We start from the raw sequence: 26,134 nt of genomic DNA, 5'->3' as shown, positions 1-26,134 counted from the left end.
GTTCTTGGGTTCCCCGCGCTGTTCTTCCGCTGCGAGAATTCTTTGATGCGTGCCGTATCAAGGAAGGTTCTGAATGAACCCCTCACGTACGAACAACCGCTCTTCCCGCACCCGCGGCCGTACCGGAAGTCCCGCTTTCGGCTCCGTTGCCGATTCTCGCCGGAGCAGCCGTTCCGGCTCGCCCGCCCCGAGGCGTTCCGCAGGGCAGGGCCGCCCTGGTGGCCAGGGCCGACGGCCCGCGGCGGCGTCGGGTGAGTTCGCCCTGCCGAAGACGATCACTCCGGCGCTGCCCGCCGTCGAGGCGTTCGCCGACCTCGACATGCCCGAGCCGATGCTGGCCTCGCTTACCGCGCAAGGCATGAAGACCCCGTTTCCGATCCAGGGCGCGACCCTGCCCAACACCCTCGCGGGCCGCGACGTCCTCGGTCGCGGGCGCACCGGCTCCGGCAAGACCCTCGCCTTCGGCCTGGCCCTGCTGGCCCGCACCGCCCACCAGCGTGCCGAGCCCGGCCGGCCGCTCGCCCTGATCCTTGTGCCGACGCGTGAGCTGGCACAGCAGGTGACCGACGCTCTTACCCCCTACGCCCGCTCGGTGAGGCTGCGCCTTGCCACAGTTGTCGGCGGAATGCCGATCCGCAGGCAGGTCAGTGCACTGCGCGGTGGTGCCGAAGTCGTCGTCGCGACGCCGGGCCGCCTCAAGGACCTCATCGACCGGGGTGACTGCCGGCTGAACCAAGTCGCGATCACCGTCCTCGACGAGGCCGACCAGATGGCCGACATGGGCTTCATGCCCCAGGTCACCGCGCTCCTGAACCAGGTCCGTCCCGAGGGCCAGCGGATGTTGTTCTCCGCCACCCTCGACCGCAACGTCGACCTCCTGGTCCGCCGCTACCTCACCGACCCCGTCGTGCACTCCGTCGACCCGTCCGCAGGCGCGGTCACCACGATGGAACACCACGTCCTGCACGTCCACGGCGCCGACAAGCACCGCACGACGACGGAGATCGCGGCCCGCGAGGGCCGGGTAATCATGTTCCTGGACACCAAGCACGCCGTGGACCAGCTGACCCAGGACCTGCTGAACAGCGGAGTGCGGGCCGCCGCGCTGCACGGCGGGAAGTCGCAGCCGCAGCGCACCCGCACCCTGGCCCAGTTCAAAACCGGGCACGTCACCGTGCTCGTCGCGACGAACGTCGCGGCGCGCGGCATCCACATCGACAACCTCGACCTCGTCGTCAACGTCGACCCGCCGACCGACCACAAGGACTACCTCCACCGCGGCGGCCGTACCGCGCGGGCCGGCGAGTCCGGCCGTGTCGTCACCCTGGTCACTCCCAACCAGCGCCGCAATATGATCCGCCTCATGGCCACCGCCGGCATCGTCCCCCAGACCACCCAGGTCCGCTCCGGCGAAGAAGCGCTCAGCCAGATCACCGGTGCCCAGGCCCCTTCCGGCATCCCCGTGACGATCACCGCGCCGGTGGCCGAGCGGCGCCAGCGCAGCGCGGCCCCCCGCGGCCGACGCAGCCCCGCTTCGGCGGCCCGGCGCACGAGCGCGCGGCGATCCGCCTTCGACGCGGCGGCCTGAGCACCGCGTGATCTGGAAGCTGACCCATCTCTGCAGGAGGCACCTTTTGACGCTGGCTCAGATGCAACCCCGCCCGGCGGGAGCCACCCCCGTATACAGGACGGTGGCCGACACCATGGATCCGGCCGGACCGCAGGTCTGTGACGACATGACCGTCGAGGTGGCCCTGGCCGTCATGGCCAGTGCCCGCACCGAGCATCTGCTCATCTGCGACAACGACGGCCTGTGCACCGGACTGGTCACCCATGCCCAGCTCATCGCCGTCCATGACGACTCCGCGTACACGGACCGGGTCCAGCTGCGCGACATTCTCGACAACCGCGGGGCGTTCACCTCACCCGTGACCCCGATCGTCGAGGCCCAGCACGCAATGCGCGGCCGCCGGCTCGGTGCCCTGCCTGTCGTCGACGAGCAGGGCAATTGTCGGTAGTGGCCTCGATGTTCGTCAGGACGAGCAGCGCGCGAAACAGGTGGGTGGCGCGGGCGGGTGGCGTGATCACCGCCAGGTGCTGGAGGGCATCGTGTTCAAGTTCCGGACCGGGGTGCCCTGGAGGGATCTGCCCGAGCGGTTCGGCCCGTGGCAGACCGTGCACGGACGCTTCGCCCGCTGGTCCGCCGACGGCACCTTCGACCAGCTGCTGGCCGGACTCTGTTCTGACGCTTGCGCGGCCGCCCCAGTCCGAACCGGGGCGCCCGAATCGCTTCCAGGACCCGCTCGAACTGCGGTGAGTCACCTCGCTGGCCGGCCGTAATCACGACGGACATGGGCTTCTGGCCCTGCTCGACAGCAAGGTGAATCGTGCTGGTCAGCCCGCCTCGCGAGCGTCCAAGCCCGTGATCGGCCGGCTCGACACCGGTCCCGCCGGGCGGTTCCTTTGGAGATCCCCCCTTTTGCCGCCCCGGCGGCGTGCTGGTGGGTGCGACAGACGGTGGAGTCAACGTTCACGTCCCAGGTGATCAGGCCCTTCGCATCCGCTTCAGCCTGGAGTTGAGTGACGATCCGGGCCCAGATCCTGTTCCGTTGCCAGCGCCGGAACAGGTCGTAGACCCGGTCCCACGGCCCGTAACGTTCCGGCACGTCGCGCCATGGGGCACCGGTCCGGGTCCGCCGCCGTATGCCGTCTATCAATTGCCGCCGCATCCACACCAGCGGACGGCCCCGCTTGATGCCCTGCGGCAGCAACGGCTCAAGCCGGGCCCACTGGCCGTTCGTCAGATCTCCACGCCCCACAGAACGTGATCATTTACGACCAAGATCCGCTTTCGCAATACACCCTCAGACGGTGTTCCGGGGCGGATGCAGTCGACTGAAGCCCGCCTGCAGGGTGTGAAGGGCGACGGTGCCGCCGCCGAGCATCGCGGCCTTCTGGCGGAGCTGGTCCACGACCACCGAGTTCGGCTGGCCGTACACGTCGATGGATCTCATGCGGATGAGCGCACTGAATTCGCGGAACTTCGGTCCGCCGAGCTCCATGTGGAACTCCATCGACGCCGAATCAGGGTGGACCGCCACCACGGTCATCGTGGACTCGAACTCATCGATGTAGAAGTGGTAGGCGATCAGCTGCGGCTCGCGCGCCTCGACGAACGTGGTCAGGTCGCGCATCCCGTTCTTGACCTCGGCGATTTTGCCCTCGCGGATGTCCGAGCGGTCAACGTAGTAAATGGGTTCCGCCATGGCACCTGAACCTATCGCCGGACGCCACGTCCGGTCCGCTCGGCGCGCGGTTCCCACTTTCGCAACAGGCGCTAAAGCGTGTTGCAGAAGGTCGCGTTCGGGCATGTCAGTGCTGGGTTCTCGGCTGCTCTGCTCATACAGCGAGGGTGAGGTTGTGCATGTGGGCGATTGCCTGGACCGCATGGTGGAGGCCGCTGCCGCGCTGTCGGCAGTCGCGGAGGATCTTGTAGTGCTTCATGCGGGCGAAGGCGTGCTCGACGCGGGCCCGGACTCTGCGGTGTTCGGCGTTGTCTTCCTCCTCGCCGGGCAGCAGGGCTCTGCCGGGGCGTTTGCGATGCGGGACGACGAGCCCGGTGTTGATGTACGCGCCGTCGGCCAGCACGGCGAGCAGCCGAACAGCGGCGCGAGCTGCCTCATGGTGAGGTTCGTGCGGTAGTACACAGCCACCAGCAGCACCCGGTCGGCCAGCGGCAGGGACCAAGGCCGACCACCACCAGGAACGTTCCCGCCCCGTTCCCGGACCGCCTTCAGCAGCCGCTCGAACTGCCGCATCCGCAGACCCGTGAACGTCTCCACCACAACGACTCAGCCCTCAACACCCCACCCATACAGAGAAGATGCCCGGCGGCCCGAAGCCTTCTGCAACACGCATTAGGACGACCACCGGGAGGCGGGCCCCTGCCTCCTATCCCGGAAACCCCGCTCAGCCCGAACGACTGTCTGGCGTCCTCTGAACGTGACGCCGCGATTTCGTGCCCTGTTGTGGCCGGCCGGGATCGGTGCGGGCTGTTGTGTGAGGGGGGTTGAGCAGTGCTCTGCAGTCCTGAGTAGAGGTGAGGTGCCGGGAGGGAGGATGGGTGGGTGCTGTCCCGGGTCCGGGGTCTGACCCATCGTGTTCCTGACCGAAAAGTGTCCGAGTGTCACAGCGTCGACTGCTGGCCGGGGATGGTGCGTTGTCGGTGCCGGGCCGGCGGGGTGTGTCCCGATAGGGGCCTGTTGAGCACTGCGGCTTACTCACGTACCTGACCGCCTGACGCGGCCCGGTACCGGCAGCCAAGCGACACGTCATCGGACCGGGAGGGGACGCGCTCAGCCAGTTTGACCAAGTTCAGAACGGCTCGGCGCTGAGGCGTCGTTCGCCGCTTCATACGAGCCGCCCCCGTAGCGCCTTCCTCGAGCCGCCGGCAGTTCCGTCGCCTCAACCGCGACGGCGGTCGGCAGGCCGATGCCGTGCTGCACGGCGTCGTCTTTCCCCCGCACGCCGGTTGACCCCCGCACCCCCGACTACTATGAGCGCCGAACCAAGGGGGGCAAGACCCGGCGCGAAATCGTCCGTTGCAGTAAAAAGCTATGCGGCCCGCAAGGTCTTCCACCTGGTCGGACAGCTACAGCCAGGACCCCGCTCATAGGGGCTGTCGTGACAGATGAGAGGGTCGGACGGGTGAGCGAGACGCCGAAGAACAGCCTGCAATACCGCTTTGACGGGCCAGAAGACGCCCCAGTCCTGATCCTGGGTCCCTCACTGGGTACCACATGGCACATGTGGGACCGGCAGATCCCCGAGCTGGCGAAGACCTGGCGTGTGTTCCGCTTCGACCTGCCCGGCCACGGCGGCGCCCCGGCGCACGGGGCCGACAGTGTGAGCGCGCTCGCCGACCGGGTGCTCGGCACGCTCGACGAACTCGGTGTGCAGCGCTTCGGGTACGCGGGCTGCGCGCTCGGCGGTGCCATCGGTGCCGACCTGGCGCTTCGGCACCCGCAGCGGGTCGCCTCGCTCGCGCTGATCGCGGCGTCGCCCCGGTTCGGCACGGCCGACGAGTTCCGCCAGCGCGGCGTGATCGTCCGGACGAACGGCCTCGACCCGGTGGCCCGTACCTCCCCCGAGCGCTGGTTCACGCCCGGCTTCGCCGCCAACCAGCCCGCGATCACCGAGTGGGCCGTGCAGATGGTCCGCACCACCGACCCCGGCTGCTACATCTCGGCCTGCGAGGCCCTCGCCGCGTTCGACATCCGCGGCGAGCTCGGCCGGATCGGGGTGCCCACGCTCGTCCTGGTCGGCTCCGAGGACCAGGTCACCGGCCCCGCCGAGGCGCGCACGCTGGTCGCCGGCATACCGGACGCCCGGCTCGCGGTGGTCCCCGGCGCCTCCCACCTGGCCCCGGTCGAGCAGCCCGCCGCGGTCACCGACCTGCTCGTACGGCACTTCTCCACCGCCTGGACCGAGCAGCACTCGGCGATCTCCGCGCCCCCGGTCAAGCCGGTCCTCGCGCCCTCGGTCCCGGCCTCTCCGGTCGCCGAGATCGCCCCCGTCGTACCGGACGAGTTGACTCCGTCGGGCCGACCCGACCCGTACGACAGCGGTCTCAAGGTGCGGCGTGAGGTGCTCGGCGACGCCCATGTCGACAGTGCGCTCGCCGCGGCCGACGAGTTCTCCGGCGACTTCCAGGACCTGGTCACCCGGTACGCGTGGGGTGAGGTCTGGGCCCGGCCAGGACTCGACCGCCGGATGCGCAGCTGCGTCACGCTCTCCGCGCTGATCGCGGGCGGACACCAGGAGGAGCTGGTCTTCCACGTACGAGCCGCGCTGCGCAACGGTCTGACGCCGGGCGAGATCAAGGAGATCTTCCTGCAGGCCGCTGTGTACTGCGGGGTTCCCGCGGCGAACACGGCGTTCCGGGTCGCGCAGTCCGTGATCCGCGAGGAGACCACGCCGCAGGAGTGAGCGAGGCGGCCGGGCGGCGCAGGATGGTGTCATGGCACACATGAAGCTCACCAAGAAGTCGCACGCCTGCGTCCGCCTGGAGCGGGACGGCCGCACGCTGGTCATCGACCCCGGCGCGTTCAGCGAGGAGGACGCGGCGCTCGGCGCCGACGCCGTCCTCATCACGCACGAACACCCGGACCACTTCAGTGAGGACCGGCTCCGGGCCGCCATGGAGGCGAACCCGGGCGCCGAGATCTGGACCCTGCGCTCCGTCGCCGACCAGCTCGCGGCCGCGTTCCCCGGCCGGGTGCACACCGTCGGGCACGGCGACACGTTCACGGCCGCCGGGTTCGACGTCCAGGTGCACGGCGAGCTGCACGCGGTGATCCACCCGGACCTGCCGAGGGTCACGAACGTGGGGTTCCTCGTCGACCCGGACGCCACCTCGCTGTTCCACCCGGGCGACGCGCTGACCGTGCCCGACCAGCCGGTCGAGACGCTGCTGCTGCCGGTGATGGCGCCCTGGAGCAAGGTCTCCGAGGTGATCGAGTACGTCCGTGAGATCAAGCCGCAGCGGGCCATCGACATCCACGACGCGCTGCTCACGGATGTGGCCCGGCCGATCTACGACCTGCACATCTCGAATCTGGGCGGCGCCGAGCACGCCCGCTTCGCGTCCGGTGACGGAACGACGCTCTGAGCCCGTTGTCGTACCCGCCCGGTAGGTTGTGAGCCATGCGCATCGCGACTTGGAACGTGAACTCGATCACCGCCCGCCTGCCCCGCCTCCTGGCCTGGCTGGAGAACAGCGGCACGGACGTGCTGTGCATCCAGGAGACCAAGTGCGCCGCCGAGCAGTTCCCGGCGGACGAGCTGCGGGAGCTGGGATACGAATCGGCGGTGAACGCCACCGGCAGGTGGAACGGCGTGGCGGTCGTCTCCCGCGTGGGCCTCGACGACGTGGTCAAGGGCCTGCCGGGAGACCCGGGGTACGAAGGCGTGGAGGAGCCCCGCGCCGTCTCCGCGACCTGCGGCGGCGTCCGCGTCTGGTCGGTGTACGTGCCGAACGGCCGCGAGCCCGAGCACCCGCACTACGCCTACAAGCTCCAGTGGTTCGAGGCCCTGAAGGCGGCCGTGGCCGGGGACGCGGCGGGTTCCCGCCCCTTCGCGGTGATGGGCGACTACAACGTCGCGCCGACCGACGACGACGTCTGGGACATCAGCCTCTTCGACGGTGCCACCCACGTCACCCCGGCCGAGCGCGCCGCCCTGACCGCGCTGCGCGAGGCGGGGCTCAACGACGTGGTGCCCCGCCCGCTGAAGTACGACGTGCCGTTCACGTACTGGGACTACCGCCAGCTCGGCTTCCCGAAGAACCGCGGCATGCGCATCGACCTGGTGTATGGGAACGCCCCCTTCGCCAAGGCCGTCACCGATGCGTACGTCGACCGTGAGGAGCGCAAGGGCAAGGGCGCCTCGGACCACGCGCCGGTCGTGGTGGACCTGGACGTGTAGTCGTAGTCGGCCAGTCGTGGTCGGCCACGGCCGAGTAGCGACGCGCGGGGCCGACGGGACGCGTTCCCGTCGGCCCCGCGTTCTTACGGACCTGGATCAGCCGCCCGTGAGCGCCTTCAGGTCCACCGACTCCGCGAGCGCCGTGAGCCCCGCGTCGCCGGGGTGCAGATGGTCCCCGCTGTCGTACGCGGGAAGGATCCGCGCCGGGTGTGCCGGGTCGCGCAGGACGGCGTCGAAGTCGAGTACCGCGTCATAGCTGCCGCTCGACCGGATCCAGGTGTTCACCGCGACCCGCTCGGCGTCGGCGGCGGCTGTGCAGAGCGTCTCGCCCTCGCAGGGCGCGATCGTCGCGGCCACCACGCGCAGACCGCGGGCCCGCGCCCGGTCGGCGATCTCCTGCAGACCGGCGATGACATCCCCGGCCCCGGCGCCCCAGCGCACATCGTTGACACCCTCGAAGACCACCATCGTGCGGGCCGAGGTCTGTGCGAAGACATCCCGGTCGAGCCGGTGCAGGGCGCTGACCCCGCCGGTGTCGGTGGAGATCCCGTCTCCCGGATAGCGGTCCGTGACCACACGGTTCGCGGAGATCCCGTGGTTGATCACGCCATAGTGCGGGATCTCGTCCTGGGCGAGCAGCCGCCGCGAAAGCACGTCGGGCCAGCGCAGATTGGCGTTCTGGGTGGACTTCACGCCGTCGGTGATGGAGTCGCCGAGCATCACCACCGAACCGGGCCCGCCGCTCACATCGACACCGGTGAGGAACGGCCAGGTCGAGAGCGTCGAGGTGTACGCGCCGGGGGCGCCGTCGGCGCTGTGGTCGCCCGGCTCGCTCAGGTACGACTTCTGGATCGCCTGGCTGTGCACCGGGGCCGCCGCCACCGTGCCCGGCAGGTGGAAGCTCACTAGCAGATTGCTGTCAGGGGGCACATCGAAGCCGACCGGGTCGCTGAACGCCTGTGCCCCCGCGGGTATCTCGGTGCCCGTGGCGCCACGGAACGACAGCGGCACCGGAGCCTCACGGGGCTCGGCGCCCGCCCGCTGCACGGCGACACTCGCGCCGCCGATGCGTACGGGCGTGCGGGCGAACGTGTTGTCGAGCCGGACGCGTACCCGCGATCCGCCGACCGAGCTGTGCACCACGAGCCGCAGCGTGCGGTCGACCCAGGGGCCCACGGCGGTGTACCCGGCGGTCGACGCCGACCAGGTGCCGGTCCATCCGGTCGTCGCGGGCCGCACGGAGACGGCGAAGACATGCAGGTCGGGGCCCTGCCGCTCGGGCAGCCGCACCTCGGCGACGTCGCGGCCGCGGGCGATCGGCACGGTGACCACGTAGAGCCGGGCCGGTTCGGCGAGCTGGCCGAGCGGGGTGTTGATGTGCGGCAGCGCCACCGACTTGGTGGCCAGCGGGCCGGAGCGCCAGTCGGGGGCGGTCAGCCGGAAGTCGCCGCGGGAGCCGTCGCGGTACCGCACGGTGCCGGTGCCGGAGGCATCGCCGCCGGTCCCCGCGACCAGGAACGCGAGCGCGTCCCCCCGCCCCTGCACCGCCACGGACTGCCCGTCCGCGCGTACGTTGTCGGGCTCGCCCGGTGTCGTACGGGGCAGGCGCAGGCCGGCCGAGTCGACGCCGATGGTGCGGCCGGGGGACCAGCCGGCGGCGGCCAGGTCCTGCGCGGAGAGCGAGGCGCCGGAGCCGTCGAAGTCGGCCGCGGCGGGGCGGTCGTCGCTGCTGACCGCCCGATTGTCGAAAAGCCGCTCCAGCGGGAGCGGCCCGTGTCTTGGTTCCGCGGCTGCGGCGTCGGCTATTGGTGCGACTCCGGCCAGGAGCCCGAGAGCGAGCATGGTTCCCCACAGGCGTCGACGCACGGACGATCTCCTCCCACTCACCGAGGTGAGGCCTTATGACGACAGATGCGCCAAGAAGCTAAGGAGAGGTGGGGAACCCGTCAATGTCCGGCGTCTGAACTCGCTCTGAATTCAAGGAAGTTGGGAAAGTTGCCGTAAACCCCCCGCCGGGTCAGGCCGCCTCGACGACCCCGTCGCGCACCGCCGCGGCCCAGAGAGTGACCAGCCGTGCGTACTCCCTGCGCTGGTCCTCGGAGAGCCGGCCGTCCGTACGGGACCAGAGCTCGCGTATCTGTGCGTTGATCTCCGCGGCCGAGGGTGTGCCACCGCGGGGCTCGTAGTTGGGGGACATGGAGTGAAGCCTAGGGGCACGGTCTGACAATCCGCTACCGCACGATCACAGAAGGCTTTTTTCGAGGGGGACGGGTCCCCGCAAACGGAAGGTGCCCGCACAATTGGGGTAAGGCGGCCGACGTGTCGGGTTCCGGGGCGGCGACCCGAAGGTGATCTAGTGCAACTACGACTAAGTGACAGCCATTTAGGGCTATTGGGGCCGAATCGGCGGAGCGTGGATCATGAAGATGCCTTTCCTGGACAAGTGGCTCGGGCGGCGGGCCGATGAGCCGGGCACCGGCCTCGCCGTCGCCTTCGAGGAGAACCCGGACGGCGTGGCCGAGTTGCTCTCGGAGTGCGAGCTGCTGCGCGCGCAGGTCGGCGAGTCGGGCCTCGAACTCGACGACAGTGCCGCCTCGTTGGAGGCTCTGGACCAGTTGACGCCGCGCTGGCGCGACGACCCGGAGCTGCTGCCGTGGCTCGGCAACGACGCGGGGCTCTACCTCGGCACCGTGATCGTCCGCACTGTCCCCGGCGCCGTCTGGCACGTGTGGCCCGGCGGTCATCCGGTGGTGCGGCTCGCCTCGGGGCGGGAGATCCACGTGGTCGAGGCGGGCCTCGACTGGGCGGTCGGCGGCGCCCCCGAACTGTCCCAGGTGTACGCGGAAGCGGCCGAGGCCTGACCCTCGCCGCCGGAAATACGGTTAATGCCCGGCAGGTGCGTGTCGTCTCTTAAGTCCCGTATTACTACGGATAGTTTGCGCGGACTGCGATACAGCGAAGAGTGGGTAGGGCTGGGCATGGCCGTCGATCCGTTGATCGAACTGCGGGACGTCAACAAGTACTACGGGGAGTTGCATGTCCTGCAGGACATCAACCTCACTGTCGGACGGGGGGAGGTGGTGGTGGTCATCGGCCCGTCCGGATCGGGCAAGTCGACCCTGTGCCGGACGATCAACCGCCTGGAGACCATCGAGTCGGGACACATCACACTGGACGGACAGGCGCTGCCCGCGGAGGGCAAGGCGCTCGCGAAGCTCCGCGCCGAGGTGGGGATGGTCTTCCAGTCCTTCAACCTCTTCGCGCACAAGACCGTCCGGCAGAACGTCTCGCTCGCGCAGATCAAGGTGCGCGGCCGCAAGAAGGACGAGTCCGACAAGCGCTCCGGCGAACTCCTGGAACGGGTCGGTCTCGCCGCGCACGCCGAGAAGTTCCCGGCGCAGCTCTCCGGCGGCCAGCAGCAGCGCGTGGCCATCGCCCGTGCCCTGGCGATGGACCCGAAGGTCATGCTCTTCGACGAGCCGACCTCCGCGCTCGACCCCGAGATGATCAACGAAGTCCTCGAAGTCATGCAGCAGTTGGCGCGTGACGGCATGACGATGGTCGTGGTCACGCACGAGATGGGCTTCGCCCGCTCCGCCGCCAACCGCGTGGTGTTCATGGCCGACGGCCGGATCGTCGAGGACCGCACCCCCGAGGACTTCTTCACGAACCCGGAGAGCGACCGCGCCAAGGACTTCCTCTCCAAGATCCTCAAGCACTGACGGGGGCCGCGCACCGATGATCCGTACGACACGTATGTCCGCGGGCCGGGTCGCCAAGGCGCTCGCCGTGCTCGCGCTCACCGCACTCGCCGCCACCGCCTGCGGCAAGGAGGGCAGCCCGCCGGTCAAGGGTCCCAAACCCGAGGACCTGCCCAAGTACCAAGTGGCGCAAGGGTTCCAGCTGCCCGACTCGTCGACCTGGAAGAAGGCCAAGAAGCGCGGCCGGCTCGTGGTGGGCGCCAAGGAGGACCAGCCCTACCTCGGCGAGAAGGACCCGGCGGGCGGCGGCTACACCGGCTTCGACATCGAGATCGCCAAGATGGTCTCGGCGTCCCTGGGCTTCGACCCGAAGACGATCCAGTTCAAGACGATCGCCTCGGCCAACCGCGAGACCGCCCTGCAGAACGGCCAGATCGACTACTACGTCGGCACCTACACCATCAACGACAACCGCAAGAAGCTCGTCGGCTTCGCCGGCCCGTACTTCATGGCGGGCCAGGGCCTGTTGGTGCGCAAGGACGAGGACGACATCAAGGGCCCGCAGGACCTGGCCGGCAAGAAGGTCTGCTCGGCCGCGGGCTCCACCCCGTACCAGCGCATCCAGTCCGACTACCCGAAGGCTGAACTCGTCGCGTACGACACGTACTCGATCTGCGTCGACAACCTGCTGACCTACCAGGTCGACGCGGTCACCACCGACGACGCGATCCTCCAGGGGTACGCGGCCAAGGTGCCCGAGGAGCTCAAGCTGGTCGGCAAGCCCTTCTCCGAGGAGCCGTACGGCATCGGTGTGCCGCGGAGCGACAACGCGCTGCGCTTCGCCATCGACGACGCCCTCGAGCAGCACGAGAAGAACGGCGACTGGAAGAAGGCGTACGAAGCCACCCTCGGCCTGTCCGGCGTGCCGGCGCCGACGCCGCCCGCCATCGACCGCTATCCGGCGAGCTGAAGGGGGCCGTCATGTACGTACTGACAGACAACTTCTCCACCTATGTGGAGGGCTTCGTCGGCACCGTCGAACTCACCGTGTACGCCTCGCTGTTGGCGCTCGTGCTCGGCTTCCTGATGGCGTCGTTCCGGGTCGCGCCCGTCGGCTCGTTCCGGGTGTTCGGCGCCGTCTGGGTGGCGGTGCTGCGCAACACCCCGCTGACGCTGCTGTTCTTCGCGGTGCTGCTCGGGCTGCCGCGCTTCGGACTCGTGCTGCCCTTCAAGGTGTTCGCGATCCTCGCGCTCGGCTGCTACACCTCCGCGTTCATCTGCGAGGCGCTGCGCTCCGGCATCAACACCGTGCCCAAGGGGCAGGGCGAGGCGGCGCGCAGTCTCGGGATGAGCTTCGGGCAGACCCTCAACAGCGTCGTGCTGCCGCAGGCCTTCCGCTCCGTGATCCCGCCGGTCGGGTCCACCCTCATCGCGCTCGCCAAGAACTCGGCCATCGCGGGCGCGTTCAGCGTCACCGAGCTCCTCGGCACCTACAAGACCCTCAACGAGCTGGGCTACAGCATCATCTGGACCTTCGTCTGGATCGCGCTCGGCTACCTCATCATCACCCTCACCATCAGCGCGATCTTCAACTACATGGAGAAGCGCTGGGGAGTCGCCCGATGACCGCGACCGCACAGCACGACTCGTCCGCCCTGTACGACATCCCCGGGCCGAACACCCGTAAGCGGCACTTCGCGTACGGCGTGCTCTCGACCCTGCTCATCGTGGGGCTCGTGGCCTGGGTCCTGTATCTGCTCTTCGACACCGAGCAGTTCACCGCCACCAAGTGGACACCCTTCGAGTACAAGGGCATCCAGGAGCTGCTGCTGCGGGGCCTCGGCAACACGCTCAAGGCCTTCGCCATCGCCGCGGTGCTCTCGCTCGCGCTCGGCACGGTGCTCGCGGTGGGGCGGCTATCCGACCACAAGCCGGTGCGCTGGCTGGCCACCCTGATCGTCGAGTTCTTCCGCGCGATGCCGGTCCTCGTGATGATCTTCTTCATCTTCGTGGCCCTGAAGGTGCAGCCGCTGCCCGCGCTCGTCGCCGGACTGACGCTCTACAACGGCTCGGTGCTCGCCGAGGTGTTCCGCTCCGGCATCAACTCCGTCGAGCGCGGCCAGCGGGAGGCCGCGTACTCGCTCGGCATGCGCAAGACGCAGGTCATGAACTACGTCCTGGCCCCGCAGGGGGTACGGGCCATGCTGCCCGCCATCATCAGCCAGCTGGTGGTCGCCCTGAAGGACACCTCGCTCGGGTACCTCATCACCTACGAGGAGTTCCTGCACGCGGGCAAACTCATCGCCTCGAATCTCGACTACGATTTGCCGTTCATCCCCGTGGTGATGGTGATCTCACCGATCTACATCGGGATGTGCATGCTTCTGTCGTGGTTCGCCACCTGGGTGTCCAAGCGGCAGAGGCGCAGTCCCAAGACGGAGGCCGTGCACGTAGCCCCGGCCGAACCAGGGACGCTGCTGCCGGGTGCGCAGTAGCTCGTAGAGCCAAGCCGACCCGGCAGCAGCCGGAGATCACTGCTCGCGCAGCGGGACCGACACGTAACTCGGGTCGGCCGCGGGGGAGGAGAAGGTCAGCTGCGCGCCGGTCGGGTTGTGCTCGATGTAGAGCGGGTCGGCCGTGTCGACCACCACGGCGAGGCGATGCCCGGCCGGGACGTCGTAGGCCGTGGAGAACAACTCCAGGTCCACGCCGAACGCCCGGCCGGGCGCCTTGTCGTGGAAGGTGTACGGCGCGTGGCTGACCAGCTTGCCGACGCCGAGCGGGCCCACGTCGTAGAGATACGCGACGAGGGTGCCGCTCGACTCGGTGCTCGTGACCGTGGTGTGCACCTTCGCGGTGCCGCGCACCCGCCCAGGGCTCGCGTACTTCTCCGACTGCCAGACCGCCGCGTACGAGCGCGGCAGCAGCGGGATCGACGCCAGCGGCGGGAGCTTCGTGAACTGGTCGAGGAGACCGGTCAGCATCACGGTGCCGCCGTTGGCGCCCGAGTCGACATTGGTACGCAGGGTGTGGGTGCCGCCGAGGTCGATCTTGCGGCGGTCCGCGCCGACCGACTTCCAGTCCGCATAGCCTTCGTACGCGCCGTCCGTGCGGGGCTTGAGCTGGACCGGCTGCTCCTGGTCGATGCCGTTGTGCTCGTCCTTGAGGTAACGGTCGAACCAGCGCTGCGAGTTGGTCCATACGTCGTTGGGCAGGCCGAGCAGGCCGGTGGCCTCGGCGGTGGCGTGGTCGCCGGGGCGGAACTCCAGGCGCTTGGGGCCGGTGAGCTTCTCGTAGAAGTCGGCGTACTGGTTGGGCGGGAAGAGGGAGTCGCCCCAGGCGTTGCCGAGCATGACGGCGGTGCCGTTCTTGTTGAGGGCGTCGAGGTAGGTCGCGGGGGAGCGCTTCTTGCCCCACGCGATCATCTCCTCCTCCTTGTCCAGGTTGGAGCTGGTGAAGTCCTTGAGCGTCTGCGTGAGTTCGGCGCTCGGGCGGCCGGTGAGCACGCCCGCGCCGCCGAGCAGCCCCGCCGCCTGGAGGTGCTGGGTGCGGCCCGAGTAGATCGAGCCGATCAGGTCGGCCCAGCCGCTGAGTGCCGCGACCGCCTTGATCCGCTTGTCGTGGGCGGCGGCGAGCAGGCTGATGCCCGCGCCGTACGAGACACCCGCCATGCCGATCCGGTCGGGGTCGGCCGGGGTGTGGGCGAGGGTCCAGTCGATCACCTTGCGGGCGTCGGCGATGTCCTCGGGGCCCGCGGTCTCGATCTCGCCGCCGGACTGCCAGAAGCCGCGCGAGTTGTAACTGACCACCACATAGCCGGAGTCGGCGAGCTTCTTGGCCTGCGCGACGTACTCGATCTGCGGCATGGCCCAGCTGGTGGGCAGCACGATCGTCGGGTAGTGCGCGCCCGGCTTGGCGTCGCCGGGGGTGAAGACATTGGCCTTCAGTACGGTGCCGCCGTCGCCCGCGATGTCGACGAAGCACACGTCCGCGGTGGTGGTGGTCTGTGTGGCGGGTGCGGCCTGGGCGGCGGGGGCCAGGCCGAAGGCGGCGCCCGCGACCAGGGCCGCCGAGAGTGTGCCTGCGGCGGTGCTGCGCAGGGCCTTGCGACGCGGTTCTCCCACGGGTCCCACGGGTCACTCCTCACGGTCCGATGTGAAAGTGACCCGACGGTAACCTCTGGCGTTTACCCAAGGTAACCCGTCGGTAAGTTACGCCAAAGTAACGATCACTGGGACTCGCCACCGCCGTGCAGCGCGCTCTTGGCCTGCCACTCGTCCCAGCTCAGGTTCCAGAGCCCGTAGCCGTTGCCCACGTCCGCGGTGCCCTTGTGGCCCGAGCCCTTCGTGACGAACGGGTCGCCGACCTGCGCCGCCGCGTAGAGCCACCCGGCGTCGCCGTCGCTCATGCCGACACAGCCCGAACTGTGGTTGGTGTTGCCGAAGTACGAGGCGTTCCACGGCGCCGCGTGTGCGTACATGCCCGACCAGGTCAGCCGCATCGAGTGGTCGACCATCTTGTCGTAGGCGTCGCCGAGGCCGACCGTCTCGGAGTTCATCCTGATCGTGCCCTCCTTCGCCATCAGCACGTTCACCCCGCCCCACGAGGCCTTGTCGCCGCCGGGGGTGCCGGCCGACATCGGGACGGAGCGGACCGCCTTGCCGTCCTGGGCGAGGGTCAGGCGCTTGCTGTCCAGGTCGACGGTGACCTGCTGGCTCCGGCCGATCGTGAACGACGTGTCGTAGTCGCGTACGAACCAGCCGCCGCCCGTACCGGAGTTCACGCCGTCGAGGTCGGCGGCGAGCTTCACCTCGGTGCCGGGCTTCCAGTACTCCTTCGGGCGCCAGTCGACGCGGTCCTTGCCGGAGTAGTCGGTGATCCACCCCCATGAGCCCTCCGTACCCTCTGTGCCGTTGGACGTGGTGACCTTGAGGTGCCGCTCCACGTCCTTCTTGTTCTTCACCGGGTTGTCGAAGACGATCGACAGGGGCTGGGCGACGCCCACCGTGGTCCTGTTCCCGGGGGCGAGGGTGAGCTTGTTGACCCGACCCGCCGCCTCCGTCGCGAACGTCCGCTTCGCCGTACGGCCGCGGTCGTCCTTCGCCGTCACCGTGTACGCGGTGCCGGGCGAGGCCACGCGGTCCGAGGTCCAGGTGCGGCCGCTCTTCGCGATCCGGCCGGTGAGTTCGCCGTCCTTGTCGTCCCCGACCCGTACGTCCGCGAGGCGGCCCGCGGCCAGCTTCACCTCGACCCGCTCGCCCGGCTTCGCCCGCTCGCCCTTCAGATTCACCGAGATCGTGGCGTTCTCGGCGCCGCCCAGGTCGGCGCCCGCGTCACCGGCGGCGCTTCCGCAGGCGGTCAGGGTCAGGGTGAGGGTGGCCGTGCCCAGATACGCGGCGGCTCGGGCCCGGCGGCCGAGCGGGGTGTGGCGGCGTATGCGGCTCGGGCGTGTGCGGCTCAACGGGAGACCTCCAGTGCTCTCAGTTCCACCGGGGAGGAGTCGCGCAGCGGGGCCGGGGTTGCCGCGTACGGCGGAAAAATCCCCTCGGACCGATGTGACATGGATTGCACCGGGGCGCAGGGCGGGCGCGGGCCGCATCCGCCATGCGGCCCCATGACCACTCTGCGCCCTTGCCGGAAAGGGGAGTTGGGGCCAGGTTGGGGGGCGCGCGGCCGACCGGCGCCGCCTTCTCTCTCGTGAACGGAGTCACCGTGGCCTCCTTCCTGTTGCCCCACGCCCTCATCGGAACCGGACCCCACAAGGTCTTCGCGGTGCACGGCTGGCTCGCCGACCGGAGCGCCTACGCGGGGGTGCGCGCCGACCTGGACCAGGAGTCGTTCACATACGCCCTCGTGGACCTGCGCGGCTACGGGGAGGCGCGGAGCGAGTCCGGCGCGTACACCACCGGGGAGGGCGCCGCCGACCTGGTGGCGCTCGCCGACCACCTCGGCTGGGACCGGTTCTCGCTGATCGGGCACTCCATGGGCGGCTCGGTGGCGCAGCGGGTGCTCGCCCAGGTGCCGGACCGGGTGCGGCGGCTCGTCGGGGTGTCGCCGGTGCCCGCCTCGGGGCTCGCGCTGCCGCCGGAGCAGTGGGAGCTGTTCGCGTCCGCGGCCGAGCGGGCGGAGAGCCGGCGGGTCATCCTCGACTCCACGACCGGCGGCGACCGGCCGGGCGCCTGGCTGGAGCGGATGGTGCGGCAGTCCTTCGACACCAGCGACGCGAAGGCGTTCCGCGCCTGGCTCGACTCCTGGGCCCGCGAGGACTTCCACACGGAGGTGGCGGGCAGCACCGTGCCCGCGCTCGCCGTCGTCGGCGCGCTCGACCCGGCGCTCGGCGCGGACCTGATGCGGCAGACCTGGTCCCGCCACTACGTACGCTCCGAACTGGCCGTGCTCGACCGGGCCGGGCACTACGCCATGGACGAGACGCCGCTCGAACTCGTCCGTACCGTCGAGGACTTCCTGCGCGCGGAGCACCTGTGACGGCCAGCGCGCGGCCCGCGGCCCCGCCGTCGGTGCCCGATGTCTTCGATCCGCGGATCTACCGCTCCGGCATCCCGCACCAGGCCTACCGCACGCTGCGCGAGCACCACCCGGTGGCCTGGCAGGAGGAGTATGAGGTGCTCGGCTGGCCCGCCGGGCCCGGTTTCTGGGCGGTTTCCCGGCACGCCGACGTCGTCCGCGTACTCAAGGAACCGCGGCTGTTCTCCTCGCACCTGGGCGCCACCCAGATCCGCGACCCCGACCCCGCCGACCTGCCGTTCATCCGCCGCATGATGCTCAACCAGGACCCGTCGTCCGGCAGCGGCGGCGCCGACGACCACCTGCGGCTGCGGCGGCTCGTCAGCCGGGCGTTCACGCGGGGGCGGATCGAGCGCTTCGAGACGGTCGTCCGCGCGCGGGCCCGTCAACTCCTGGGCGCGGCACGGGAGTCGGGCGAGGTCGTCGACCTGGTCGGCACCGTCACCGACGACTACGCGCTGCTCAACCTCGCGGATCTGCTCGGCGTACCGAAGGGCGACCGCGGGCTGCTGCTCACCTGGACCCAGCGGGTCATCGGCTACCAGGACCCGGACGAGTCGGGCGCCGCCGCCGACGGGCCCGAGGGGCGGCCGGCCAACCCGCGCTCGCCCGCGATGCTGGGGGAGATGTTCGACTACGCGCAGCGGCTCGCGGCGTTCAAGCGGCGCCACCCCAGCGACGACGTGATGACCGCGCTCGCGCACGCCACCGACGGCGACACCCGGCTCACCGCGCCCGAGCTGGAGATGTTCTTCTTCCTGCTCACCGTCGCGGGCAACGACACCGTGCGCTCCGCCGCCCCCGGCGGGCTGCTCGCGCTCGCCGGACACCGGGGCGAGCAGCGCCGCCTGCGCGCGGGCGAGGTCTCCATGGCGTCGGCCGTCGAGGAACTGCTGCGCCACCACCCGCCGGTGCTCACCTTCCGCCGCACCGCCGCCCGCGCCACCGAACTCGCCGGGCAGCGGATCGAGGCGGGCGACAAGGTCGTCGTGCTGCACGCGTCGGCCAACCACGACGAGCGGGTGTTCACCGAGCCGCACCGCCTCGACCTGGGGCGTACGGCCAACCCGCACGTGTCGTTCGGGGACGGGCCGCACGTCTGCCTGGGCGCGCACTTCGCCCGGCTGCAACTACGGGTGCTTTACGAGGAGGCGCTGCGGGAGTTCCCGGTGCTCGCGCCCGCCGGGCCACCGCGCCGCCTTGTGTCCAACTTCATCAACGGCATCAAGGAGCTGCCGCTGCGGATCGCGTAGCGGTGTGCTCGGTCAGTCCTTGGTCGCGCGGTGCGAGGTGCGCGCCGTCGGAGCCGGTGCGGGGGCCTGCGCGGCGCGCGTCACGTCGGAGACCAGCTCGACGACGTCCGGGCCGTACGCCTGCGAGTTGACGACCTTCAGGAGCAGGACGAAGGAGTTGGCGCCGTGCTTGCGGGACAGGCGCTCGTGGTTGCGGGCCAGATAGCGGGTCGCCGCCTGGTTGGTGACGGCCCGCTGGCCGCAGAAGAGGAACACCGGTCTCGCGGCCTGCCCCTGGCCCGCGGTGAGCCGGGCGAGGACGACGTACTCGGCGCGGCCCGGCTCCATCCGGTAGCGCTCGCTGCCGATCTGGAACGCGCCCCGGTCAGGCCCCGGCTCCGGGTCCGAGTTGACGCGTATGCCGGGCAGCAGCGAGTGCATGTGCGCCGCCATCCGGCGGTTGGAGGACGGCCCGCCGACACAGAACTCGGTGCGCTCACCGAAGCCCTGCTGCGCCGTGTCGTGCGCGATCACCTGGGCGTGCGCCCCGCAGTCCTTGATCAGCGCGGAGAGTTCGAGCAGCGAGAACATGTCGGTACGCGACACCGAGAGCTCCGGGCCGCCGCCCTCGCGGTGCACGACGAGCAGCGACTCCGCGTTGGCGGGCAGTCCGAGGAAGGCCTGCTTCCGGCGCAGCTTGCGCTTCCACAGATACGTACGGGCGAACCAGCCGAGGGAGGCGACGACCCCCGCGGCGAGCACACCCAGGACGGCGTTCACAAGGTCTTCACTCATGGGCGGGCACTCTAGCCCGACCGCGTACCCATGTTCGAGAGGGGCCTGACGCGGCCGTGCGCTGAAGTTACGCTGCGCTGACAGTCGTTGACCGGAGGTACGGATGCGTCGTCCAGTTGCGCGGAATCTGTCGCTGCTCGCCGTTTCGGGCGCTTTGGTGGCGGTGGGTGCGGCAGCGCCCCCTTCGTCGCCCGCCGGGTCCGGCGGTGCCTCGGCCCCGCCGAAGTCGCCGGTGGCGGTGGGGCACGGCGGGGCGGTGTCCAGCGTCGACCCGGACGCCTCCGCCGCGGGCATCGAGGTGCTCCGCGAGGGCGGTAACGCGGTGGACGCGGCCGTCGCCACGGCCGCCGCGCTCGGCGTCACCGAGCCGTACTCGGCGGGCATCGGCGGTGGCGGCTACTTCGTGTACTACGACGCGAAGTCCGGCAAGGTGCACACCGTCGACGGGCGTGAGACGGCGCCCGGCAGCGCGGACGCGGGGCTGTTCCTGGAGGACGGCAAGCCGATCCCGTTCGACGCCGCCGTCACCAGCGGGCTCAGCGTGGGCACCCCGGGTACGCCCGCCACCTGGGACGCGGCGCTCGACTCCTGGGGCAGCCGCTCGCTCGGCCAGTTGCTGAAGCCCGCCGAGCGGCTCGCGGCGAAGGGCTTCGTCGTGGACGACACGTTCCGCGCGCAGACCGAGGGCAACCAGGAGCGGTTCGCCGACTTCCCGGCCTCGGCGGAGCTGTTCCTGCCCGGCGGTGAGCTGCCGAAGGTCGGCTCGGTGTTCAAGAACCCCGATCTGGCGCGTACGTACGCGGAGTTGGGCAGCAAGGGCAGCGGCGCCCTCTACCGGGGCAAGCTCGCCCGCGAGATCGTGAACACGGTCAACGAGCCGCCCGTCGACCCCGCCTCCGGGCGCGAGGCCCGCCCCGGCGACCTCACCACCGCGGACCTCGCCGGGTACGGAGTGAAGCGGCAGGCGCCGAGCCGGTCCGAGTACCGGGGGCTCGACCTGTACTCCATGGCGCCCTCGTCCTCCGGCGGCACCACCGTCGGCGAGGCGCTGAACATCCTGGAGCGCACCGACCTGTCGAAGGCCACCGAGGCCGAGTACCTGCACCGCTATATCGAGGCCAGCCGGATCGCGTTCGCCGACCGGGGCCGCTGGGTGGGCGACCCGGCCTTCGAGGACGTACCGACCAAGGAACTCCTTAGCCAGGAGTTCGCCGACTCGCGCGCGTGCCTGATCCGCGACGACAAGGCGCTCACCAGCCCGCTCGCCCCCGGCGACCCGCGTGACCCGAAGCCGTGCAGCACCGGCGACAAGGCCGCGCCGACCCCGTACGAGGGCGAGAACACCACGCATCTGACGGCCTCCGACAAGTGGGGCAACGTGGTCGCGTACACCCTCACCATCGAGACCACCGGCGGCAGCGGCATCACGGTGCCGGGGCGCGGGTTCCTGCTCAACAACGAGCTGACCGACTTCTCCTTCGCCCCGGCGAACCCGGACGTGCACGACCCGAACCTGCCGGGTCCCGGCAAGCGGCCGCGTTCGTCGATGTCGCCGACGATCGTCCTCGACGACGGCCGTGCGGTGCTCGCGCTCGGCTCGCCGGGCGGCGCCACCATCATCACCACGGTCCTTCAGACCCTCACCGGAGTGGTCGACCGCGGCCTGCCGCTGGTCGACGCGATCGCCGCGCCCCGCGCCAGCCAGCGCAACGCGGCCGCGACCGAACTCGAACCCGGCCTGTACGACAGTGAGTTGAGGCAGCGGCTCGAGGCGCTCGGGCACGCGTTCAAGGCCAACCCGGAGATCGGCGCGGCCACCGGTGTGCAGCGGCTGCCCGACGGACGGTGGCTGGCGGCGGCGGAAAAGGTGCGGCGGGGCGGGGGCTCGGCAAGGGTGGTGCACCCGAGCCCCTGACCGAGCTGTAGAGGTGCCCCTTGCGTGCGCTGAATTCCGTGCGACTGGTTCCGGCCGTTCTCGCTCCCGTCCTCCTCGCCACGCTGGCTCCGCCCGCGGTGGCGCAGGAGGGCGGGGGCGGGGCGGCCGCCGCCCTGCTCGCCAAGGTCCAGGGTTGCAAGCAGATCTCGCACGGCAAGTACCGTGCCGACGACGGGGCCCCGGCCAACATCCCGGTCTGCGGCGGCAAGGGCGTCGTGCACTGGAAGGCCGACCTGGACATCGATTGCGACGGCCGCCCCAGCCAGGTCTGCAACAAGCGCACTGACCCCTACTTCCAGCCCGAGACGGCCTTCCAGGACTCTCGCGGCGGCCAACTCGACTCGGCCGCGCTGCCGTACGTGGTGGTGCCGGGCGCCAGCAAGATGTGGAACCACCGCGACGCCAAGGTGTGGGGCGGTGGCCTGGCGGCCGTCATCTACCGGGGCAAGGTGCAGTACGCGGTCGTCGGCGACACCGGCCCCACGGACCTGATCGGCGAGGCGTCGTACGCCACGGCCCGCGCCCTCGGCATCAACCCGCATCCGGTACGGGGCGGGGCGGGCGGCGAGGTGACGTACATCTTCTTCCAGGGATCGCAGGTCGAGCCGATCCAGAGCCGGGCGCAGGCCGCGAAGGTCGGCTCGGCGCTGGCGCGGAAGTTCCTCGCGGGGAGCTGACGCGGCTCAGAGCGCCGTCAGGATCCGCGGCCCCGAGTCGGTGATCGCCACGGTGTGCTCGGCGTGCGCCGCGCGGCTGCCGTCGGTGGTGCGCAGGGTCCAGCCGTCCCGGTCCGCGTAGTAGTCGTCCTTGCCGCCGCCGATCAGCATCGGCTCGATGGCCAGGACCATGCCGTGCCGCAGCTTCATCCCGCGGCCGGGGCGGCCCTCGTTCGGCACCCCCGGGTCCTCGTGCATCTGGCGGCCGATGCCGTGTCCGCCGAAGCCGTCCGGCACTCCGTACCCGGCGCCACGGCAGACCGTGCCGATGGCGTGCGCGATGTCGCCGATGCGGTTGCCGACGACGGCCGCCGCGATGCCCGCGTCCAGGGCCGCGAACGCGGTCTCCACGAGCCGGGTGTCGGCGGCGCGCGCCCCGCCGACGGTGAAGCTGATCGCCGAGTCGCCGGCCCAGCCGCCGAGCAGGGCGCCGAAGTCCGCGGAGACCAGGTCGCCGTCGCGCAGCCGGTAGCCGGTCGGGACGCCGTGCACGATCGCGTCGTTCACCGAGGTGCACAGGACCGCGGGGAACGGGGTCGGCGCGAAGGCGGGCCGGTACCCGAGGAAGGGGGAGTCGGCGCCCGCCTCGCGCAGCACGCCGTGCGCCACCTCGTCCAGGTCGAGCAGGGTGACGCCGACGTCCGCCGCGTCCCGTACCGCTGTCAGTGCGCGGGCCACCACGCGGCCCGCTTCGCGCATCGCGTCCATGGACGCGTCTGTCTTGAGTTCCACCATGCCAATTACTATACCGGTATAAAAATGGGGCCCGTAGTAGAGTGGGCGCATGGTGCGCACACCCCTCACCCCCGAAGAGCGCGAACGCGGCGAGCGGCTCGGCCAGTTGCTGCGTGTGGCGCGCGGCGGCCGGAGCATGGTCGAGGTCGCGGCCAGCGCCGGACTCTCCGCCGAGACCCTCCGCAAGATCGAGACGGGCCGCGCGCCCACCCCGGCCTTCTTCACCGTCGCGGCCCTCGCCGGGACCCTCGGCCTCTCCCTCGACGAACTGCTCAGCAGCTGCGCGCCGCTGCCGGCGGCACCGACAGCCGCGTAGGCGGCGCGGGAGCGGGCGCGGGCGGAGCAACAGATCCTGCGGGCCGGGACGCTCCGGGTGACGCTGCTCGTATGTCCACCCGACCGCGCGCCGTCCGCCGTGGGTTCCTCGCCCTCGGCGCATCAGTCGCGCTCCTGACCGCCTGCGCCACCGCCCCGCAGGCCACCGCTGAGCGGGCCGCCGAGCAGGCCGGGGTCGCGCCCGAGTCCGCCGCTCCCCGTGCCTTCGCGCACCCCGGAGTGCTCCTCGACCGTGGCCAGCTCGACGCGCTCCGCGCCCATGTGGCGTCCGGCGCCGAACCCTGGGCCTCCGCGTACCGCGCGATGACCGGGAGCCGGTACGCGAAGCCCGGCTACCGGCCGCGCCCCGTCGCCGTCGTCGCCTGCAAGCCGTACCAGAACCCGCCCGCCTGCACCGCCGAGCGCGAGGACGCCGTCGCCGCGTACACCCAGGCACTGCTCTGGACGGTCACCGGGAAGCGGGCGCACGCCGAGAAGGCCGTGCGGATCATGGACGGCTGGTCGAAGGTGCTGCGCGACCACACCGAGGACAACTCCGCGCTGCAGGCCGCCTGGGCGGGCTCGACATGGGCGCGCGCCGCCGAGATCGTGCGGCACACCTACGACGGCTGGCCGAAGGCGCGGGTGGCGCGCTTCTCGGACATGCTGCGCCACGCCTACCTGGGCGAGTTCGACGTCGAGGTCGCCGACTACAACGGCAACTGGGACCTCACCATGACCGACGCCGCCCTCAACATCGGCGTCTTCCTGGACGACCGCGAGGTGTTCGACCGCGCCATCGGCCGGTTCCGGGCGCGCGTGCCCGCGTACTTCTATCTGCGCTCCGACGGTTCGCTGCCGGTCCCGCCGCCCGGCGGCAAGGCCGACAGTCCGGAGCGGATCCGGGAGTACTGGTTCGGGCAGCGGCGGTACGTCGACGGCCTCGGGCAGGAGTCCTGCCGCAACTTCGAGCACGTCGGGTACGCCGTCGCCGCGACCGCGCACAGCGCCGAGACCGCACACCACCAGGGCGTGGACCTCTACGGCGACGTACGCCAACGGCTGCTCGCCGCAACGGAGTTGCACGCCGAGTACCAGTCGGGCGGTGCCGTCCCCAAGTGGCTGTGCGGCGGCAAGCCGGAGCTGACCCTCGGGCCGGACCTCGAAGTCGCCCTCAACCACCTCAAGAACCGCCTGCACCTGCCCGTGCCGCACACCGAGCGGCTCGCGGCGAAGATGCGCCCGGCTGGGACCGACGACCTCTTCGTCGCCTGGGAGACCCTCACGCACGCCGGGAGTCCGGGCGGTTCGCCGCCCGCACCCGGCACGTAGGCCGTCTCCTTCGGATCTTGCCGGGGTCGCGGGGTCTGGCACGCACATCTGCGGCGTTGTCGTCGGTTGCCAATGCTCCGCAGTGGCGCCCTCCTCCGCCTTGCAGCTGCACGCACCAGACCCCGCTCAACTCGACCGCCCCGCACCGCCGACCGGATCCGGCCTGATCCGAAGGAAACGGCCTAGGCTCCCGCCCATGAACCTCGACGAGCTCGGCCGCGCCCGGTACATCAGCCTCACCACGTACCGCAAGGACGGCACCGGGGTCGCGACGCCGGTGTGGGTCGTGCGCGCGGACGGCGAGCTGTGGGTGTGGACCCGTACCGACTCGTGGAAGGTCAAGCGCCTCCACCGCGACCAGCGGGTCCGCGTCACCGCCTGCGATCTGCGCGGCCGGGTGGGGCCTGACGCCGTCGGCGTGGACGGCACGGCACGCTTCCTGACGGCCACGGAGATGCCGCGCCTGCGCAAGCTCCTGGGGCGCAAGTACCGGTTGCAGTACTGGCTGTTGGACATCCCCGCGACGCTCGTCCGCCTGGGGAAGCGGCCGCACACGGGCGTCGGTGTGGTGCTCGCGGACCCGGCCGAGGGGTGAGGGTGCGGTGCCCCGGCCGAAAACTCCCCGTAGCCGTCCCGTAACACCGTGGGTGTCGAATGCCTGCCGGATGACGGGACCGAACGGGCGGGCCGGGCAAACGGTGCCGGAGCGGCCGAGCGGTCCCCGCTGACCGAGCGGACAGGGGCGGGCGGATGGCACTGGGGCGACAACTCCACGACGACGGGGGCGAGTTCGCGTCGTACTTCGAGGATCTGCTCTCCCGCCTCGACCAGGAGGCGGGCTGGTGCGGAGTGTTCTGGCAGCGCGACCCCGATGGCATGGCGGCCTGCCTCGACGGCGCGGAGGTGCCGCCCTGGGACGTGGTGCAGGCCCTCCTCCACGACCTCGCCGCAGACCACGGCACCCACGCCGCCGAGCGCGAGACCGCCCTGGCCCGCACCCTGCACGAGGCGGCACGCACGGCCCACGACGCCCGGCCCGGCGTACGGCAACTCCTCGGTGAGCGGCTCGACCTGATGCTCGTGGAGCGGCGGTACGCGGCCGAGCGCCAGGCCGACCTCGCCGCGCGGCTGCCCGGCGCCGCACCCGAGGACGTCGAACGGCTCCGGCTCGACCTTGCCTGGGCCCGCGACGACCACGAACGCGCCACGGCCCGCAGTGCTGAACTCCGGTTCCGGATCGAGGAGTTGGAGCGCTCGGCGCCCTCCGTCGCCGTGTCGGCGGGTGCCGAGGGTGCCCCCGATCGCCCGGCACGTGCGTCGCGCAGGCCCAGGGGTGCCCGGTTCGCCGGGGTCGAGGCGGAG

At 70.8% G+C, this 26,134-nt stretch carries 25 protein-coding genes and 3 pseudogenes; 19 read left to right on the top strand and 9 right to left on the bottom strand.

Going from position 1 to position 26,134, the window contains the following annotated elements:
- The first annotated feature begins 73 nt into the window (after positions 1-73).
- From GUY60_RS05000 to GUY60_RS04990, 3 genes and pseudogenes are all read left to right on the top strand, one after another.
- Positions 74-1,588, top strand: coding sequence for a DEAD/DEAH box helicase (locus tag GUY60_RS05000; protein ID WP_161694168.1), 1,515 nt, complete (start codon positions 74-76; stop codon positions 1,586-1,588).
- Between the two features lie 46 nt (positions 1,589-1,634).
- On the top strand, positions 1,635-2,018 hold the full coding sequence (locus GUY60_RS04995) for a CBS domain-containing protein (protein WP_161694166.1): 384 nt from the start codon (positions 1,635-1,637) through the stop codon (positions 2,016-2,018).
- 64 nt (positions 2,019-2,082) lie between these two features.
- Positions 2,083-2,232, top strand: a pseudogene (locus tag GUY60_RS04990) (transposase); the annotation flags it as partial.
- Positions 2,233-2,318: 86 nt separating this feature from the next.
- Here GUY60_RS04990 and GUY60_RS04985 read toward each other — a convergent pair.
- The 3 genes and pseudogenes from GUY60_RS04985 to GUY60_RS04975 form a co-directional block, all read right to left on the bottom strand.
- A complete protein-coding gene (locus GUY60_RS04985) occupies positions 2,319-2,819 on the bottom strand; it encodes a transposase (RefSeq protein WP_312866188.1) in 501 nt (166 codons plus the stop codon).
- Between the two features lie 45 nt (positions 2,820-2,864).
- Entirely contained in the window at positions 2,865-3,266 is a 402-nt protein-coding gene (locus tag GUY60_RS04980) for a hypothetical protein (protein ID WP_161694164.1), read from the bottom strand.
- Positions 3,267-3,399: 133 nt separating this feature from the next.
- Positions 3,400-3,874 (bottom strand): annotated as a pseudogene (locus tag GUY60_RS04975) (helix-turn-helix domain-containing protein).
- Between the two features lie 833 nt (positions 3,875-4,707).
- Here GUY60_RS04975 and pcaDC point away from each other — a divergent pair.
- The 3 genes from pcaDC to GUY60_RS04960 are packed head-to-tail and all read left to right on the top strand — an operon-like array spanning position 4,708 to position 7,485.
- Positions 4,708-5,988 carry a bifunctional 3-oxoadipate enol-lactonase/4-carboxymuconolactone decarboxylase PcaDC gene (gene pcaDC, locus GUY60_RS04970; protein WP_161694162.1) on the top strand — a complete coding sequence of 427 codons (1,281 nt, stop codon included), beginning with the start codon at positions 4,708-4,710 and terminating at the stop codon, positions 5,986-5,988.
- 40 nt (positions 5,989-6,028) lie between these two features.
- A complete protein-coding gene (locus tag GUY60_RS04965) occupies positions 6,029-6,670 on the top strand; it encodes an MBL fold metallo-hydrolase (RefSeq protein WP_161694195.1) in 642 nt (213 codons plus the stop codon).
- Positions 6,671-6,705: 35 nt separating this feature from the next.
- Positions 6,706-7,485: an exodeoxyribonuclease III gene (locus tag GUY60_RS04960; protein ID WP_161694160.1), complete on the top strand. Its 780-nt coding sequence runs from the start codon at positions 6,706-6,708 to the stop codon at positions 7,483-7,485.
- A 96-nt stretch (positions 7,486-7,581) separates the two neighbouring features.
- Here GUY60_RS04960 and GUY60_RS04955 read toward each other — a convergent pair whose 3' ends face one another.
- Entirely contained in the window at positions 7,582-9,327 is a 1,746-nt protein-coding gene (locus GUY60_RS04955; protein ID WP_161694193.1) for an SGNH/GDSL hydrolase family protein, read from the bottom strand.
- Between the two features lie 175 nt (positions 9,328-9,502).
- Entirely contained in the window at positions 9,503-9,682 is a 180-nt protein-coding gene (locus tag GUY60_RS04950; protein WP_161694158.1) for a hypothetical protein, read from the bottom strand.
- A gap of 223 nt (positions 9,683-9,905) precedes the next feature.
- Between GUY60_RS04950 and GUY60_RS04945 the strand changes: the two genes are divergently transcribed.
- The 5 genes from GUY60_RS04945 to GUY60_RS04925 all read left to right on the top strand — a co-directional run bounded on the left by GUY60_RS04945 (position 9,906) and on the right by GUY60_RS04925 (position 13,681).
- The gene (locus tag GUY60_RS04945) at positions 9,906-10,346 is read left to right on the top strand and encodes a DUF6278 family protein (RefSeq protein ID WP_161694156.1); all 441 of its coding nucleotides are present in this window, start codon (positions 9,906-9,908) and stop codon (positions 10,344-10,346) included.
- Positions 10,347-10,463: 117 nt separating this feature from the next.
- Entirely contained in the window at positions 10,464-11,207 is a 744-nt protein-coding gene (locus tag GUY60_RS04940; RefSeq protein WP_161694154.1) for an amino acid ABC transporter ATP-binding protein, read from the top strand.
- Between the two features lie 16 nt (positions 11,208-11,223).
- The gene (locus tag GUY60_RS04935) at positions 11,224-12,156 is read left to right on the top strand and encodes a glutamate ABC transporter substrate-binding protein (protein WP_161694152.1); all 933 of its coding nucleotides are present in this window, start codon (positions 11,224-11,226) and stop codon (positions 12,154-12,156) included.
- An 11-nt stretch (positions 12,157-12,167) separates the two neighbouring features.
- Entirely contained in the window at positions 12,168-12,812 is a 645-nt protein-coding gene (locus tag GUY60_RS04930; RefSeq protein ID WP_161694150.1) for an amino acid ABC transporter permease, read from the top strand.
- Entirely contained in the window at positions 12,809-13,681 is an 873-nt protein-coding gene (locus GUY60_RS04925) for an amino acid ABC transporter permease (RefSeq protein ID WP_161694148.1), read from the top strand. The genes GUY60_RS04930 and GUY60_RS04925 overlap by 4 nt, the downstream gene beginning before the upstream one ends.
- A gap of 36 nt (positions 13,682-13,717) precedes the next feature.
- On the opposite strand, the gene GUY60_RS04920 is transcribed toward GUY60_RS04925, so the two are convergent.
- Together GUY60_RS04920 and GUY60_RS04915 are read right to left on the bottom strand one after the other, a co-directional pair.
- Entirely contained in the window at positions 13,718-15,310 is a 1,593-nt protein-coding gene (locus GUY60_RS04920) for a CocE/NonD family hydrolase (RefSeq protein ID WP_161694191.1), read from the bottom strand.
- A gap of 104 nt (positions 15,311-15,414) precedes the next feature.
- Positions 15,415-16,647: a L,D-transpeptidase gene (locus GUY60_RS04915; RefSeq protein WP_246234312.1), complete on the bottom strand. Its 1,233-nt coding sequence runs from the start codon at positions 16,645-16,647 to the stop codon at positions 15,415-15,417.
- A 251-nt stretch (positions 16,648-16,898) separates the two neighbouring features.
- On the opposite strand from GUY60_RS04915, the gene GUY60_RS04910 reads away from it, so the two are divergent.
- Together GUY60_RS04910 and GUY60_RS04905 are read left to right on the top strand one after the other, a co-directional pair.
- The gene (locus GUY60_RS04910; RefSeq protein ID WP_161694144.1) at positions 16,899-17,672 is read left to right on the top strand and encodes an alpha/beta fold hydrolase; all 774 of its coding nucleotides are present in this window, start codon (positions 16,899-16,901) and stop codon (positions 17,670-17,672) included.
- Entirely contained in the window at positions 17,669-18,964 is a 1,296-nt protein-coding gene (locus tag GUY60_RS04905; protein WP_161694142.1) for a cytochrome P450, read from the top strand. Before GUY60_RS04910 ends, GUY60_RS04905 begins: the two co-directional genes overlap by 4 nt.
- Before the next feature lie 12 nt (positions 18,965-18,976).
- Here GUY60_RS04905 and GUY60_RS04900 read toward each other — a convergent pair whose 3' ends face one another.
- On the bottom strand, positions 18,977-19,738 hold the full coding sequence (locus GUY60_RS04900) for a hypothetical protein (protein ID WP_161694140.1): 762 nt from the start codon (positions 19,736-19,738) through the stop codon (positions 18,977-18,979).
- Between the two features lie 103 nt (positions 19,739-19,841).
- On the opposite strand from GUY60_RS04900, the gene ggt reads away from it, so the two are divergent.
- Both ggt and GUY60_RS04890 read left to right on the top strand, forming a co-directional pair.
- Complete coding sequence (ggt, locus tag GUY60_RS04895) at positions 19,842-21,653, top strand: gamma-glutamyltransferase (RefSeq protein WP_161694138.1); 1,812 nt, start codon at positions 19,842-19,844, stop codon at positions 21,651-21,653.
- A gap of 38 nt (positions 21,654-21,691) precedes the next feature.
- Positions 21,692-22,351 (top strand): glycoside hydrolase family 75 protein, encoded by a 660-nt coding sequence (locus GUY60_RS04890; protein WP_312866187.1) that lies wholly within the window; start codon positions 21,692-21,694, stop codon positions 22,349-22,351.
- A gap of 6 nt (positions 22,352-22,357) precedes the next feature.
- Here GUY60_RS04890 and map read toward each other — a convergent pair whose 3' ends face one another.
- Positions 22,358-23,125: a type I methionyl aminopeptidase gene (map, locus tag GUY60_RS04885; protein WP_161694134.1), complete on the bottom strand. Its 768-nt coding sequence runs from the start codon at positions 23,123-23,125 to the stop codon at positions 22,358-22,360.
- 49 nt (positions 23,126-23,174) lie between these two features.
- Between map and GUY60_RS04880 the strand changes: the two genes are divergently transcribed.
- The 4 genes and pseudogenes from GUY60_RS04880 to GUY60_RS04865 all read left to right on the top strand — a co-directional run.
- Positions 23,175-23,441, top strand: coding sequence for a helix-turn-helix domain-containing protein (locus GUY60_RS04880; protein ID WP_161694132.1), 267 nt, complete (start codon positions 23,175-23,177; stop codon positions 23,439-23,441).
- Positions 23,442-23,512: 71 nt separating this feature from the next.
- The gene (locus tag GUY60_RS04875; protein ID WP_161694130.1) at positions 23,513-24,772 is read left to right on the top strand and encodes an alginate lyase family protein; all 1,260 of its coding nucleotides are present in this window, start codon (positions 23,513-23,515) and stop codon (positions 24,770-24,772) included.
- A gap of 196 nt (positions 24,773-24,968) precedes the next feature.
- A complete protein-coding gene (locus GUY60_RS04870; protein ID WP_161694129.1) occupies positions 24,969-25,367 on the top strand; it encodes a PPOX class F420-dependent oxidoreductase in 399 nt (132 codons plus the stop codon).
- A 155-nt stretch (positions 25,368-25,522) separates the two neighbouring features.
- Positions 25,523-26,134: pseudogene (locus GUY60_RS04865) on the top strand (hypothetical protein); the annotation flags it as partial.

Source organism: Streptomyces boluensis, assembly GCF_009908195.1.
GTDB lineage: Bacteria > Actinomycetota > Actinomycetes > Streptomycetales > Streptomycetaceae > Streptomyces > Streptomyces boluensis.
Note: the sequence above shows the minus strand (reverse complement) of the source record. Positions and strands in the feature narration are given on the sequence as shown.

What these genes read in the sequence shown, in the direction of transcription:
- GUY60_RS05000 (WP_161694168.1), top strand. Translation starts at nt 74, where the DNA reads ATGAACCCCTCACGTACGAACAACCGCTCTTCCCGCACCCGCGGCCGT.
- GUY60_RS04980 (WP_161694164.1), bottom strand. Translation starts at nt 3,266, where the DNA reads ATGGCGGAACCCATTTACTACGTTGACCGCTCGGACATCCGCGAGGGC.
- GUY60_RS04965 (WP_161694195.1), top strand. Translation starts at nt 6,029, where the DNA reads ATGAAGCTCACCAAGAAGTCGCACGCCTGCGTCCGCCTGGAGCGGGAC.
- GUY60_RS04960 (WP_161694160.1), top strand. Translation starts at nt 6,706, where the DNA reads ATGCGCATCGCGACTTGGAACGTGAACTCGATCACCGCCCGCCTGCCC.
- GUY60_RS04955 (WP_161694193.1), bottom strand. Translation starts at nt 9,327, where the DNA reads ATGCTCGCTCTCGGGCTCCTGGCCGGAGTCGCACCAATAGCCGACGCC.
- GUY60_RS04950 (WP_161694158.1), bottom strand. Translation starts at nt 9,682, where the DNA reads ATGTCCCCCAACTACGAGCCCCGCGGTGGCACACCCTCGGCCGCGGAG.
- GUY60_RS04945 (WP_161694156.1), top strand. Translation starts at nt 9,906, where the DNA reads ATGAAGATGCCTTTCCTGGACAAGTGGCTCGGGCGGCGGGCCGATGAG.
- GUY60_RS04940 (WP_161694154.1), top strand. Translation starts at nt 10,464, where the DNA reads ATGGCCGTCGATCCGTTGATCGAACTGCGGGACGTCAACAAGTACTAC.
- GUY60_RS04935 (WP_161694152.1), top strand. Translation starts at nt 11,224, where the DNA reads ATGATCCGTACGACACGTATGTCCGCGGGCCGGGTCGCCAAGGCGCTC.
- GUY60_RS04930 (WP_161694150.1), top strand. Translation starts at nt 12,168, where the DNA reads ATGTACGTACTGACAGACAACTTCTCCACCTATGTGGAGGGCTTCGTC.
- GUY60_RS04925 (WP_161694148.1), top strand. Translation starts at nt 12,809, where the DNA reads ATGACCGCGACCGCACAGCACGACTCGTCCGCCCTGTACGACATCCCC.
- GUY60_RS04900 (WP_161694140.1), bottom strand. Translation starts at nt 19,738, where the DNA reads ATGAGTGAAGACCTTGTGAACGCCGTCCTGGGTGTGCTCGCCGCGGGG.
- ggt (WP_161694138.1), top strand. Translation starts at nt 19,842, where the DNA reads ATGCGTCGTCCAGTTGCGCGGAATCTGTCGCTGCTCGCCGTTTCGGGC.
- map (WP_161694134.1), bottom strand. Translation starts at nt 23,125, where the DNA reads ATGGTGGAACTCAAGACAGACGCGTCCATGGACGCGATGCGCGAAGCG.
- GUY60_RS04880 (WP_161694132.1), top strand. Translation starts at nt 23,175, where the DNA reads ATGGTGCGCACACCCCTCACCCCCGAAGAGCGCGAACGCGGCGAGCGG.
- GUY60_RS04875 (WP_161694130.1), top strand. Translation starts at nt 23,513, where the DNA reads ATGTCCACCCGACCGCGCGCCGTCCGCCGTGGGTTCCTCGCCCTCGGC.
- GUY60_RS04870 (WP_161694129.1), top strand. Translation starts at nt 24,969, where the DNA reads ATGAACCTCGACGAGCTCGGCCGCGCCCGGTACATCAGCCTCACCACG.